Here is a 13,974-nt window from a genome sequence, read left to right as displayed (position 1 = left end):
TGAACATGCGGGTTTGCGTCATGACGAGCGTTTCTTGAACTTTTGCCAGTACTGAAATTCGTCTTCTCGGACTTCGTATTCCAGATCTTCCACACGCATGAGCATGCGTTCTTTGGCATCGCTCACCGCGCGGTTGTAGATGCTGGGGCCGATTTCTTCGAGAACAAATCCGAGCAGGGCACCGGCAGAAATGTTGCCGATTTTTTGCTCAAAATTGTCCAGGAAGTAGCGCTCGATGCTGGCAATGGCCTGCGCCCGGTCTTCTTTGCTCAGTTCGATGGGCATGGCCGTTTTCAGCCGATTTCGGCAATCAACTCGATCTCAACGCAAGCACCCATGGGAATTTGGGCCACACCAAAAGCGCTGCGGGCATGGGCACCGGCTTGTGGGCCAAACACCTGGCCCAGCAGTTCGCTGCAGCCGTTGGTGACCAGGTGCTGCTCGGTGAAGTCGCCGGTCGAGTTGACCAGACTCATCACCTTGACGATGCGCTTGACTTTGTTCAAGTCGCCCACGGCGGCGTGCAGGGTGCCCATCAGGTCAATCGCGACGGCGCGGGCGGCTTGTTGGCCTTCTGCGGTGCTGATGTTTTTACCGAGTTGACCCGCCCAGACCTTGCCGTCTTTTTTGGCAATGTGGCCCGACAGGAACACCAAGTTACCGGTTTGCACAAAGGGCACATAGGCCGCTGCGGGCACGGCCACAGGGGGCAATTCGATGTTCAGGGATTTCAGGGTGTCGTAAACGCTCATGGGGTTTCCTTTGGGGGTGGGGCGCATCCTCCACATGGAGTGCGCGGTGTTGCCAGACCCAGACCTGTGCCAAGTCTGCAAAGGCTCAACTGTACCGCGTCATGCCGCTCATTTTCAGCGAGCACAAGCTTCAGATGTCCCCCCAGCGGCGACGCACGCGCCTGTCCGGGGATGGCGACGCAGGCTCAGCGAATCAATTTGGCCTGGCGTGCCTGTGTGTAACTGAGTACGTGTTTGCGCCTGGATGCCAAATCAATGACGATGTAATCCTCGCCCACGGCATTGCCTCCGCAAGCCGGTGCGTCGACGATCACCACGGCAGGTTTGCCATTGAAATGACCGCACATCATGTTGGTGTAGCAGCTGGGATGCAGCTGAACAGTGGCGCTGTCGTTGATGCTCACGATGGGGCTGTAGTCAGCAGGTGCCCAACGGACACCTCGGGCGAACTGAACGGACATGCCATTGCAGTTGAGGCGCTGGACGGTAATTTCTTCGTTTGAAACGAACTTGCCGCCATCCAGCCGGGCTTGGGTTTGTGCGTTCGCGAAAGACGGTATGAGTGCCGCAGCAAGGCAGCAGAGCAGGAGATGCTTGTTCATTTGGGTTTTCCTGTTGTTCGATTCATCGGGTCATTCAAGAGGCTGTACGGTCACGGCCACTTCGAGCCTGTGCGCACCGCCGCCTTGCAGCACGCCGCGCAGGGGCGAGACGTCGGCAAAGTCGCGGCCCACCGCCAGGCGCACATAGTCTTCGCCCGGACTGGCCAGGCCGGTGCGGTCGTTGGTCGGGTCCAGGTCGAGCCAGCCTTGGCAAGCGTGGCTGGCCAGCTCGGGCAGGTAGACCGAGGCCCAGGCGTGCGAGGCATCGCTGCCCACCAGCCGCGGCTGACCGGGTGGCGGTTCGGTCAGCAGGTAGCCGCTCACGTAGCGGGCAGGCAAACCCAGTGAGCGCAAGCAGGCCAACAAAATGTGTGCAAAGTCCTGGCAAACGCCGCGTTTGTCCTCCAGGGCTTCCAGCGCAGGGGTGTTGATGTCGGTGCTGGCCGTTTCGTAGCGAAAATCGCGGTGCATGCGCGCTGTCAACTCTTGTGCAGCGTGCATCAGCGGGCGCCCGGGCGTGAAGCTGCTTTGCGCGTAGGCCAAAAATGCTTCGTGCACAGGTGCATGGTGCGAGCCAAACACAAAGCCGCTGTGGACATCGCCCGGGTGGCCACCCCGGTAGCGGAAATGTTCGCGCACCGACTCCCAGCTTTGCGAGGATATGCCGGGTTCAATGGCCGAGGTGTTCAGTTCGCTGTGCGCCCGCACCAGCAAGCCATCGTGTGGGTTCGTCAGTGCCCAATAGGCCCGGTGGTTGAAAAAAGCATCGATGTTGTGCTGCACCGAAGCATCGGGCTCCACCTGCATCCAGTGGCTGATGACCTGTTGGCATGGCGTGTTGGCCGGCTGCAAGTGCGCCATATGCTGCGCAGTTTGCACCGACGGGCTGTAGCGGTAGCGGGTTTCGTGGGTGATGGCCAGGCGCATGGTGGAGATCGGGTCAGGCGCCAACGCTGTAGCGGGCTTCGCCGCTGTGGGTGAAGAACAGGCCACACAGTTGGTCAGAGACCTCTCGGGCAGCGGTCTGACACTGCACCAGTGCCGCATGCAGTGGCAGGGTGTTGCCAGGTTGTGCCGGGTTGTTCGCCAAAGGCCACAGCGACTCTGGCGTCATTTCAATGAGCTGTGGCACCCGCTCGGCCATGGGGGTGGTGGCGCCGTCGGCCAGGTGGCCCATGCGGCGCAAACGTGAGCGCAAGGTGTGCGCCACCCACCCCAGTGAGCGCGGATTGTCGGAGTGGGTGACCAGCAAATCCATCAGCGCCTGGGGCGTGCGGCTTTGCTGGTACTGCGCATGGAAGCTGATGGTGCTGTCGAACAGATCGAGCACGGCGTCGAACCCGGCTTGCTCGCCGATCAGCCCCAACTGCACAGCTTCGCAGAGCGCGCTGGACAAAAACTCGAGGCGCTCGATGTGGCGACCGATTGAGAGCAAGCGCCAGCCGTCATCGCGGCTCATGCGGTCTGTTTGGGCGCCGGTCAGGGCCGCTAGCATCTGGCTGGTGTCGGCCAACAGGCGCTGCACGGCCAGGGTGTCGGGTGCCGCACTCTGGTGCTCGGGGCTGAAAAAACGCGACTCGGCTTGTTCAAGCAAACGCCAATGTTCGGGTGACAGGCGTTCACGCACCGAAGCAGCGGCCAAACGCACTGCGCGCAAATTGAAGCCGACGCTGGTGGCCAGCTCTTTGTCCCACAGCCCGGCGATCAAAGATCGCTCAAACACCCGATGCGCTTGCGATGCGGCAGGCACGCCTGCCCGCACCAAGCCGTGGCGTGTGGCCATGCGGGTGATGAACTGGAGCAGGCCAGGCAGGTTCTGGTTTTCGCTGCTCAAAATTTCCAGACTCAGGCGCACCAGGCGCAAGGTGTTTTCGGTTCGCTCGGTGTAGCGCCCCATCCAGAACAGGTTTTCTGCGGCACGGCTGGTGACCAGGCGTTGCCTTTGCAGCGATGTTGCATCGGGGATGGGTTCTGCCTGCGCCTGCAATGCTGGAGGAGGCGAAGTGGGTGATGGGCTGGACGACTGTGTTTGTGACTGTGACTGCGCTGCGTCCGGTGTCGGGTTCTGCACCCACACATCGGCGCTGCTGCCACCGCGTTGCATGGAGGCAATGCCTTCGCGGGTGCCCAGCCGCGCCAGGCCACCGGGCAGCACTTGCCAGCCGCCCTGGGCGTCGGCCACGGCGAACACGCGCAGTACCACAGGCCGTGACTGGATGCAGGGCGCGCCATCGGTGCCGGTTTGCCAGGTGGGTTGGTGCGACAGCGGCAGCCACGATTGCAGCGTGTGGGCGTCCGGGTCACGCAGGATGCGGCCCGCCCATTCGTCTTGTTCGCGGCGCGAGAGTGTGTGGCCCTGAACAGGCTCAAAGCTTTGGCGGTCGGTGTTGTAGGGGTAGGTGGGTTTGATCACGTAGCTGCTGATGCGCGGCAACACGTCTTGCAAGGCAGCGGCTTCACCGCACCACCAACTCGGGATGGCCGGCAATTGCAGTTCTTCGCCCAGCAGGTCACGCGCCAGCGCAGGCATGAAGCCCAGCAGCGCGTTCGACTCCAGAAAGCCCGAGCCCGGGGTGTTGGCCACCAGCACGTTGCCGCTGCGCACCGCTTGCAGCAAGCCGGGCACGCCCAGCGTGGAGTCGGCGCGCATCTCCAGTGGGTCCAGCCAGTCGTCGTCGACCCGTTTGAGCAGGCCGTGCACAGGCTGCAAGCCTTGCAAGGTTTTCAGGTAAAGCTTCTCGTCGCGCACCGTGAGGTCGTTGCCTTGCACCAGACTCAGGCCCAAATAGCGGGCCAGATAGGCGTGCTCGAAATAGGTTTCGTTGTAGGGGCCAGGGGTCAACAGCGCAATGTGGGCCGAAGCCCCGGCAGGGCTGCGGGCTTTGATGCTGTCGATCAGGGTGCGGTAGGTTTCGGCCAGGCGCTGCACTGGCAAAGCCTCAAAGGCTTGCGGAAACAGACGCGAAACAATTTGCCGGTTTTCCAGCAGATAACCCAGGCCCGAGGGGGCTTGTGTGCGCTGGGACAGCAGCCACCAGCAGCCGTCAGGGCCGCGCGCCAGATCGAACGCAGCCAGCGACAAATAGCGCCCGCCGACCGGCGGCACGCCGTGCATGGCAGGCAAGTAAGCAGGGTGGCCTTGCACCAGGGCGGCAGGCAATTGCCCACTCAGCACCAGTTGTTGCGGTCCATAGGCGTCGGCCATGATGCGTTCGAGCAGCTGCATGCGCTGCATCACGCCCGCTTCAATTTGTTGCCAGTCCTGGTGTCCCAGCATGAGCGGGAACAGGTCAAGTGACCATGGCCGCTGAGGTTGGTCTGCCGCGGCATACACGTTGTAGGTGATGCCGTTGTCGCGCACCTGCCGTTGCAGGTTGGCCATGCGGGTGTTCAGGTCTGGCAGTTGCCCTGTGGTTTCCGACGCCAAAGGCCCGATGAAGGTTTGCCATGGCCCGCTGACCGAGCGGGGGGGCTTGGCGAGCTTGGCTGCGTGCGGTGCCTCAGCCGATGGCGCGACTTCACCCCGCAGTTCATCCCAGTGCCCGGCAGGGGCGCGCTCTTGCTGAAGCGACAGCCATTTCATGGCTTCGGCTTGAGGGGCGCGGTCCTGTTGCGGCGAGGGCTCATTCATCAAAGCATTGTCGCTGGAATTTGAGCGAGCTCATTTGTCTTCGTGGGAGCGAGCCCCTGCTCGCGAATGCCTGCATGGCCTGGCCCATATTCGCCCGCAGGGGCGGGCTCCCACAGGGGCAGAGCCTCGCGTGCACAGGGGTGATCCGGTCGATGGGCATTCACACCCGCCTCAAATCCAGTGTGTAAGGAAACTCCGGACTGGCGTGCAGTGTGGCGTTGGGCCCCAGCGCGGCCAGGTTGCGCATCGCGCCCGGCGTGTGCCCCATGCGGAAGAAACGTGCCAGCCGTCGGCTTTCGGCCTCGTAGGCGTTGACCGGGAAGCTGTCGTAGTTGCGGCCACCGGGGTGTACCACATGGTATTGGCAGCCGCCCAGCGAGCGCTTCATCCAGGTGTCCACCAGGTCCACCGTCAGCGGCGCGTGCACGCCGATGCTGGGGTGCAGTGACGAAGGCGGGTTCCAGGCCTTGTAGCGCACGCTGGCCACGTATTCGCCCACCACGCCGGTGGGCTGCAAGGGCAGGGGCTTGCCGTTCACCGTCACGGTGTGGCGTGCCGGGTTCATGCCGGTCACATGCACCTCGATGCGTTCAAGCGACGAGTCCACATAGCGGGCGGTGCCGCCCGCTGAGCTTTCTTCGCCCATGACGTGCCAGGGCTCCAGTGCATTGCGCAGGGTGACGACTGCGCCATCGACCCGAATCTGCCCGACCAAGGGGAAGCGGAATTCAAAATGCGGCGCGAACCAGCTCGGGTCAAAGTGGAAGCCCGCGTCGCCCAGCTCGGTCAGCACGTCGTCAAAGTCTTTGTGAATCCAGTGCGGCAGCATGAAACGGTCGTGCAGCTCGGTGCCCCAGCGGGTCACGGGGGCCGAATACGGCGCGTCCCAAAAACGGGCCACCAGCGCACGCAGCAGCAACTGCTGCACGATGCTCATGCGCGCATGGGGCGGCATCTCAAACGCCCGCAACTCCAGCAGGCCCAGGCGGCCGGTGCTGCTGTCGGGTGAATACATCTTGTCGATGCAAAACTCGCTGCGGTGGGTGTTGCCGGTCACGTCCACCAGGATGTTGCGCAGCGTGCGGTCGACCACCCAAGGGGCCATGTCGGTGCCATACTTTTTGCGGTTTTTGGTGATCTCGCGCAGGGCGATCTCCAGCTCATAGACCTGGTCGTTGCGCGCTTCGTCCACACGCGGGGCCTGGCTGGTCGGGCCGATGAACATGCCACTGAACAAATAGCTCAGGCTCGGGTGGTTGTGCCAGTAAAGGATCAGGCTGGCCAGCAATTCGGGTCGGCGCAAAAACGGGCTGTCTGCCGGGGTGGCCCCGCCCATCACCATGTGGTTGCCGCCACCCGTGCCAGTGTGGCGACCGTCGGTCATGAACTTTTCTGCCGACAAGCGGGTCTCGAAAGCTGCCTGGTACAAAAACTCGGTGTGCTCGACCAACTCTTTCCAGTTGTGGGCCGGGTGGATGTTGACTTCGATCACACCCGGGTCGGGCGTGACTTGCAAAAGTTTCAGGCGCGGGTCGCGTGGCGGCGGGTAGCCTTCCATGACGATCTTCATGCCCAGCGTTCTGGCCGTGGCTTCGACGGCGCTGACCAAGGCCAGGTAGTCTTCCAGCCTTGCCAGCGGCGGCATGAAGACGTACAGCACGCCAGATTTTTCACCTTGCTGTTGCGCCTCGGCCTCGACATCTCGTTCGGCTTTTGGCCCGTTGGCGCGGCGCGGGTCGCGCACTTCCACACACAGGGCGGTGCGCACCACGGAGGCGTCGGACGCGAACTTGGCTGCAGGTGCTGCTGGAGCCGTTGCCGGAGGCTTTTGGGAATGGCGCGGCTGCATCGTCACCGGCGCGGCCGCTGGCAAGGCGCTGCGGGGTGAGAGATGTGGCGAGAAGGGGTCTTGCTCGATCATGTGCCAGCGTTCGGTCGGTACGGCCCACGGCAAGGAGTCGAGTGGCAAGCGCCAGCCCATGGGGGAGTCGCCGGGCATGAGGTACATGCGCTCGTCGCGCAGGAACCAGCGGCCGGTTTGCCAAGGTGCCCCGCTCAGATTGGGGGTCTTTGATGAGGTGGCTTGCTCAACGGCTGGTTCCGCAGGCTGCAGCGGCAGCACATAACCCACAGGCTGGTCCAGCCCTTGGCTGAAGACGCGGCGCAAACGGATGCGCTCCATCTCGTCGTCCAGGCGGGCGTCAAACGGGTCGACGTTCACGGGCAGGCGGCGTTCACGCCAGAGGTAGTACCAGGTGTCTTCGTAGCTGGGCAGCACGGTGTCGCCGGGCAGGCCCAGCTGCTCGGTCAGCCCTTGCATGAAGCGCTGGGCATCGGCGCTGGTGTATTGGCTGGGTTCGCGTTCGTCGGCAAACACATCGGGGTCTTGCCAGCAGGGCGTGCCGTCGGCGCGCCAGTAAATGCTGAGCGCCCAGCGCGGCAGTTGTTCACCCGGGTACCACTTGCCCTGGCCAAAATGCAAGAAACCGCCCTGGCCGTATTGCTGGCGCAGCTTGTGCACCAGCTCGGTGGCCAGGCCGCGTTTGGTGGGGCCCAAAGCGTCGGTGTTCCATTCGGCGCCGTCACGGTCTTGCGTGGACACAAAGGTCGGCTCGCCGCCCATGGTCAAGCGCACGTCTTGCGCCACCAATTGCGCGTCCACCTGTTCGCCCAAAGCCAGCACATCGGCCCATTGTTCTTCGCTGTAGGGGCGGGTCACGCGGGGTGATTCGTGGATGCGCGTGACGCTCATTTCGTGGTGAAACTCGACCTCGGCTTCGTCCATCAGGCCTTCGATCGGCGCGGCGGCTGACGGCTGCGGCGTGCAGGCCAGCGGAATGTGGCCTTCACCCGCCAGCAAGCCAGACGTTGGGTCCAGCCCCACCCAGCCCGCGCCGGGCAGGTACACCTCACACCAGGCGTGCAGGTCGGTGAAGTCCACTTCGGTGCCGCTGGGGCCATCGAGCGATTTGACGTCGGGGGCGAGCTGGATCAGATAACCCGAGACAAAGCGGGCGGCAATGTTCATGTGCCGGAACAGCTGCACCAACAGCCAGGCCGTGTCGCGGCATGAACCGCTTTTCAGGGTCAGGGTTTCTTCGGCCGTTTGCACGCCGGGTTCCATGCGGATGGTGTAGCGAATGTCTTGATGCAAGCGCTGGTTGATCTGCACCAAAAAGTCGATGGTGCGCTGGCGCTTGCGGTCCATGCTGGCCAGGTATTTCTTGAACAGCGGGGTCTTGTGGTCTTTGTCCAGATACGACTGCAGCTCTTCCCGCACGGTGTCCGAGTACTTGAAGGGCACTTCTTCGGCCGAGGGTTCCAGAAAGAAGTCAAAGGGGTTGAACACGGCCATCTCGGTGACCACGTCCACGGTGACCTTGAAGGCGTTGGTCTTTTTCGGGAAGACCAGGCGCGCTTGGTAATTGGCAAAGGCGTCTTGTTGCCAGTTGATGAAATGCTCTGCGGGTTCGACTTTGAGGCTGTAACTCAGGATGCGGCTGCGGCTGTGAGGGGCAGGGCGCAGGCGGATGACTTGCGGGCCGAGCTGCACGGGGCGGTCGTATTCGTAATGGGTGACGTGGTGCAGGGCAACGTGTATCGACATATCTCGTTCAGCGCAACAGGGGCTGCACGCATGACAAATGCAGCTTGGGCAGTTACAACTAGCAAGACACGCGCCAGAATTCTGGGCAAGACAGGGCAAAGACCCACGGATCATCCAAACAGCCAAATCAGGGAGGCTGCCATGAAGCGAAATTGCACGCTCGCGTTCTGTTGGTCGACTGCCCGAAAGGCTTGGCCATGTTGTCCATGAAGTGGGGTCAAAGTTTAGGACTGGTCTTGCTCGCTTGGTGTGCAGGCGTGGCCTTGCAGTTGCAGCAGCAGGCGCTTTGGTCTGCTTGGGCTTATGCCGCAGTGCTCTGTCTGTCTTGGGGTGCTGGCTTCACCCTGCGCCGCGTGCCCAAGTCTGTGGGTTGGCGCGCCATCGGGCTGTGCCTGGTTTGGGGCGCTGCCTCCTTTGCCGTCACCGGGCTGCACGCTTTGTCGCGCTTGCACAGCATCGACCCTGCGCTGGAGGGGCAAGACCTCGATGTGGTGGGTGTGGTGCAGGCCATGCCGCAACGCCAGGACATCGGATGGCGCTTTCGGTTTGAGATCGAGCAAGCCTGGCGGATCGACAAAACGGGCAGGGCGCAAGCGCTGGATTTGCCCACATCCCTGCCCTCGCAGGTGTATCTGGGCTGGTACGGCCAAGAGGGCACAGACGACAGTGGGTGGAGTACGTCGGCCTTGCCCGAGCCCGTGAAAGCGGGGGAGCGTTGGCGCTTGCGGGTTCGACTGAAAGCGCCGCACGGTAACCTGAACCCTCGGGGTTTTGACTACGAATTGTGGTTGTGGGAGCAGGGCATTCGTGCTACTGGCTATGTGCGTACAGGTGCCAAAGACCCCGCCCCTGCGCGACTGGCCGCCACTTGGGCACACCCGGTCGAGGGCTGGCGTCAGGCCGTGCGTGACCGCTTGCTGACGCATTTGTCATCGACTATTTGGCCGTGGACGGGGGCTGCGCAGTCTGCCCAGTTGGCGGGTGTTGTGGCGGCATTGGTCACGGGCGATCAGGCCGCCATTGACCGCGCCGACTGGGATGTGTTTCGGGCCACGGGTGTGGCGCACTTGATGAGCATTTCCGGGCTGCATGTGACCATGTTCGCTTGGCTGGCCTCTGCTTTGGTGGCTTGGTGTTGGCGCAAGTCTGCGTTGTGGGGTTTTGCCGGGGCTTTGCGCTGGCCTGCGGCCCATGTGGGCGCGTTGGCAGGTTTGGGACTGGCTGGGTTTTATGCTTTGTTCAGTGGTTGGGGCGTGCCCGCGCAGCGCACCCTGTGGATGTTGGGGGTGGTGGCCTTGCTCAAAATGTCATCTCGGCAATGGCATGGGCCACTCATTTGGCTGTTGGCGGGTGCGGTGGTGTTGACGCTCGACCCGTGGGCTTTGTTGCAGCCCGGGTTTTGGCTGAGCTTTGTGGCTGTGGGCGTGTTGATGGCCTCCGGTCAGCACAGCGCGCAGGATCGGACGCCACCAGCTGGACTGGTTGAACGCGATGCAGAGCCGTTGCGCACTGACTTGGTGCCAAAAACCATCAAGCACCGATGGGGTGCGCTGGAATTCCCTATTTGGGGAGTCGCTTTGCTTCGAGGGGCTTGGGGCTTGTTGCGTGAACAGGCGGCGATCACTTGGGCTTTGGCACCGTTGACACTGCTGTTCTTTGGCCAGGTGTCCTTGGTGGGCTTGTTGGCCAATTTGTTGGCGATTCCCTGGGTGACCTTGGTGGTCACGCCCTTGGCCATGCTGGGGGTGGTTTGGCCCGGTGCGTTGGTGTTGGCGACTTGGGCGCTGCAACCTCTGGTGACCCTGTTGGCTGGGTTGGCTGCCTGGCCTTTGGCCAGCGTGTCCACGGCTACGCCGCCCTGGGCCTTGGCCATGCTGGCGCTGGCTGGGGCGGTGGGTCTGGTGCTCAAGCTGCCACTTTCCTGGAAGCTCTTGTGCCTGCCGCTTTTGTGGCCTGTGCTGTTTTGGGTGCATCCGCGTCCGTCTGGCGCTGCGTTTGAACTGCTGGCCGCCGATGTGGGCCAAGGCAACGCCGTGCTGGTGCGCACCGCCACGCACAGTTTGCTCTACGACACAGGGCCACGTTATTCGACCGAAAGCGACGCGGGCCACCGGGTGCTGGTGCCCCTGCTGGCGCAAATGGGCGAGCGGCTGGATGTGCTGATGCTCAGCCACCGCGACAGCGACCACACGGGCGGTGCAGCGGCCGTGCTGGCCATGCAAGCGCAGGCGCATTTGTGGTCCTCGCTGGAAGACGAACACCCCCTGCACGCGCTGCGCCCCGGCTGGACGCGTTGTCAAACCGGGCAGTCCTGGGTGTGGGATGGTGTGCTGTTTGAGGTGTTGCACCCGCCAGCCACCAGAGCGGTGCAGCCGGGTGATTCCGCCTCCAAGCAGCCCAAGCCGAACGAGGTCAGCTGCGTCTTGCGCATCAGCAGTGGCCAGGCCTCGGCCTTGCTGACCGGTGACATTGAGACAGCCCAAGAGCTGGCTTTGGTGCAGGCGGGCGTGGCACCCGTTGACGTCCTGCTGGTGCCGCACCATGGCAGCAAGACCTCGTCCAGCCTGTCCTTTTTGCAGACCTTGCATCCCCGGCTGGCGCTGGTGCAAGCGGGTTACCGCAACCGTTATGGACACCCGGCTCCGCCTGTCGCGGATCGCTACCGCGCAGAAGGCATCGCTTTGGTGGAGTCGACCCGGTGCGGGGCCGCCACTTGGCGCAGCGATGCGCCTGCTCAAGTGCAATGTGAAAGGGTTCTGGCCAGACGCTATTGGCACCACCTTGTCGGGCCTTGACGCGCGACAAGCGGACTGGGTATGCATCTTGCTATCCAGAAGCCAGGAGTGACGAGCTATGCGTGAATTCGACGAGATGTACAGCCGCTTGCCTGCCGCAGGTGATGCCGGAGAGGTCAGAGACCATTACCTGGCCTATGCCCGATGGTTGCAAGCGCAAGACAGCCAAACCATGGCCTCGCGCCGAGAAGAAGCCGAGATGATCTTCCGCCGTGTGGGCATCACCTTCGCGGTCTATGGCGACAAGGACGAGGACGGTTCGGGCACCGAGCGCCTGATCCCGTTTGACCTGATCCCCCGCGTGATCGCCGCCCAGGAGTGGAAAAGCATGGAAGCTGGTCTGGTCCAGCGCGTCACCGCCCTCAACCGCTTCATCCACGACGTGTACCACGACCAGGAGATTCTGAAGGCCGGCGTGATCCCGCGTGAGCAAATCGAACACAACGCCCAGTTCCGCCCCGAGATGGTGGGCGTGGATGTGCCCAACAACATCTATTCGCACATCAGCGGCATCGACATCGTGCGTGCCCCCGACGCGCAGGGCAACGGTGAGTACTACGTGCTCGAAGACAACCTGCGCGTGCCCAGCGGCGTGAGCTACATGCTCGAAGACCGCAAGATGATGATGCGGCTGTTCCCTGAACTCTTCAGTCAGCACCGCGTGGCCCCGGTGGCGCATTACCCCGACTTGTTGTTGGAGACGCTGCGTGCCAGCAGCCCTGCCACCACGGCCGAGCCCACGGTCGTGGTGCTCACGCCCGGCATGTACAACAGCGCTTATTTTGAGCACGCCTTTTTGGCGCAGCAGATGGGTGTGGAGCTGGTCGAGGGGCAAGACCTGTTTGTGAAAGACAAGTTCGTCTACATGCGCACCACACGCGGGCCACAACGTGTGGACGTGATCTACCGCCGGGTGGACGACGACTTTCTGGATCCCAACGTGTTCCGCCCCACATCGACGCTGGGCTGCGCGGGCCTCATGGAGGCCTACAAAGCCGGGCATGTGACGATCTGCAACGCGGTGGGCACGGGCGTGGCCGACGACAAGTCGATTTACCCCTATGTGCCCGACATGATCAAGTTTTACCTGGGGGAAGAACCGATCCTCAAAAACGTGCCCACCCTCATGTGCCGCAAACCGGATGACTTGCAGTACACCCTGGCCAATCTGAAAGACCTGGTGGTCAAGGAAGTGCATGGCGCGGGCGGCTACGGCATGCTGGTCGGCCCGGCGTCGACCAAAGAAGAGATTGAGCGATTCCGGGCTGCCTTGCTGGCCAACCCGGAGGGCTACATCGCGCAACCCACGCTTAGCTTGTCGAGCTGCCCCACTTTTGTGGACAGCGGCATCGCCCCGCGCCACATCGACCTGCGGCCCTTTGTGCTGAGTGGCCGCACGGTGCAGATGGTGCCCGGCGGCTTGACCCGTGTGGCTTTGAAAGAGGGCTCTTTGGTGGTCAACAGCAGCCAGGGCGGCGGCACCAAAGACACCTGGATTTTGCAGGACTGACAAGGGAGAAGACACATGCTTTCAAGAACCGCCGACCACCTCTTCTGGATGTCCCGCTACATGGAGCGGGCCGAGAACACCGCCCGCATGCTCAATGTGAGCTACGAGACCTCGCTTTTGCCACAGTCCGCCGCCGCTGTCGAAGCGGGTTGGGAGGGCATTTTGTCGATCAGTGAATTGCTGCCTTCCTACCTGGCGCTTTACAAAAACATCAACCCCTGCGATGTGATGGAGTTCATGGTCAAGGATGCGAACAACCCTTCGTCCATCATTTCGTGCCTGCGCGCTGCGCGTGAAAACGCCCGTGCCGTGCGGGGCACACTGACCACCGAGGTTTGGGAGACGCAAAACCAGACTTGGCTTGAAGTCAACCGCATGCTCAAGAGCGGCGAGTTCGAGCGCGATCCGGGTCAGTTTTTTGAATGGGTCAAGTTCCGCTCGCACCTGTCACGCGGCGTGACCGTGGGCACCATGCTGATGGACGAGTCGCTGTATTTCATGCGCATGGGCACGTTTTTGGAGCGGGCCGACAACACGGCCCGGCTGGTGGATGTGAAGTTCCACGCCATGCAAAACGACTTTTTTGGTGCGCCCAACTACAGCGGTGTCGAGGCCGAGGTGACGCAGGAATACGACTTCTACCACTGGAGCGCCATCTTGCGCAGCGTCAGCGGCTTTGAGGTGTACCGCAAGGTCTACCGCGATGTGATCCGACCGGAACGCGTGGCTGAGCTGCTGATTTTGCGACCCGACATGCCGCGTTCGTTGCATGCCAGCCTCAATGAGGTGGTGTCGAATTTGAAGCTGGTGTCTCACGACTCCGAAAGTGACACCTTGCGCCACGCCGGTCGTTTGCGCTCGGAGCTGGCCTTTGGCCGCATCGACGAGATTCTGGCCACTGGCCTGCATGCCTACCTGACGCAGTTCCTGGAGCGCGTGAACGTGCTGGGCGCCCGCATCAGTCGCGAGTTTCTGATGCCGCAAGCGGCCTGACCACTTGGTAGAGTCTTAGTCGGAGGCCGCTTCCGTGTTTTCGCAGGAGGATGCCTTCGTGTCTTTGTGGGAGGCCGCCCCCGC

At 62.6% G+C, this 13,974-nt stretch carries 9 protein-coding genes; 3 read left to right on the top strand and 6 right to left on the bottom strand.

Going from position 1 to position 13,974, the window contains the following annotated elements; all coding sequences use genetic code 11:
* Positions 1 to 18 precede the first annotated feature (18 nt).
* The 6 genes from B9Z33_RS11930 to B9Z33_RS11905 all read right to left on the bottom strand — a co-directional run bounded on the left by B9Z33_RS11930 (position 19) and on the right by B9Z33_RS11905 (position 8,592).
* Positions 19 to 285, bottom strand: coding sequence for a DUF2164 domain-containing protein (locus B9Z33_RS11930; RefSeq protein ID WP_108287266.1), 267 nt, complete (start codon positions 283 to 285; stop codon positions 19 to 21).
* 8 nt (positions 286 to 293) lie between these two features.
* Entirely contained in the window at positions 294 to 752 is a 459-nt protein-coding gene (locus B9Z33_RS11925) for a RidA family protein (RefSeq protein ID WP_026036555.1), read from the bottom strand.
* A 185-nt stretch (positions 753 to 937) separates the two neighbouring features.
* Positions 938 to 1,354, bottom strand: coding sequence for a hypothetical protein (locus B9Z33_RS11920; RefSeq protein WP_108287265.1), 417 nt, complete (start codon positions 1,352 to 1,354; stop codon positions 938 to 940).
* A gap of 30 nt (positions 1,355 to 1,384) precedes the next feature.
* On the bottom strand, positions 1,385 to 2,281 hold the full coding sequence (locus B9Z33_RS11915) for a transglutaminase family protein (protein ID WP_108287851.1): 897 nt from the start codon (positions 2,279 to 2,281) through the stop codon (positions 1,385 to 1,387).
* A gap of 13 nt (positions 2,282 to 2,294) precedes the next feature.
* A complete protein-coding gene (locus tag B9Z33_RS11910; RefSeq protein WP_108287264.1) occupies positions 2,295 to 4,985 on the bottom strand; it encodes a circularly permuted type 2 ATP-grasp protein in 2,691 nt (896 codons plus the stop codon).
* A 160-nt stretch (positions 4,986 to 5,145) separates the two neighbouring features.
* A complete protein-coding gene (locus tag B9Z33_RS11905; protein ID WP_108287263.1) occupies positions 5,146 to 8,592 on the bottom strand; it encodes a DUF2126 domain-containing protein in 3,447 nt (1,148 codons plus the stop codon).
* A 197-nt stretch (positions 8,593 to 8,789) separates the two neighbouring features.
* Between B9Z33_RS11905 and B9Z33_RS11900 the strand changes: the two genes are divergently transcribed.
* From B9Z33_RS11900 to B9Z33_RS11890, 3 genes are read left to right on the top strand one after another with little or no spacing between them, the layout of a single operon-like run.
* On the top strand, positions 8,790 to 11,387 hold the full coding sequence (locus tag B9Z33_RS11900) for a DNA internalization-related competence protein ComEC/Rec2 (RefSeq protein WP_108287850.1): 2,598 nt from the start codon (positions 8,790 to 8,792) through the stop codon (positions 11,385 to 11,387).
* A 58-nt stretch (positions 11,388 to 11,445) separates the two neighbouring features.
* Positions 11,446 to 12,897, top strand: a complete 1,452-nt coding sequence (locus tag B9Z33_RS11895) for a circularly permuted type 2 ATP-grasp protein (RefSeq protein ID WP_108287262.1) — start codon at positions 11,446 to 11,448, stop codon at positions 12,895 to 12,897.
* Positions 12,898 to 12,912: 15 nt separating this feature from the next.
* Positions 12,913 to 13,890, top strand: a complete 978-nt coding sequence (locus B9Z33_RS11890; RefSeq protein WP_108287261.1) for an alpha-E domain-containing protein — start codon at positions 12,913 to 12,915, stop codon at positions 13,888 to 13,890.
* The last annotated feature ends 84 nt before the right edge of the window (positions 13,891 to 13,974 follow it).

The sequence above is a fragment of the Limnohabitans sp. T6-20 genome (assembly GCF_003063505.1).
Lineage (GTDB): Bacteria > Pseudomonadota > Gammaproteobacteria > Burkholderiales > Burkholderiaceae_C > Limnohabitans_A.
This window is presented reverse-complemented; position numbering and strand designations above follow the sequence as displayed.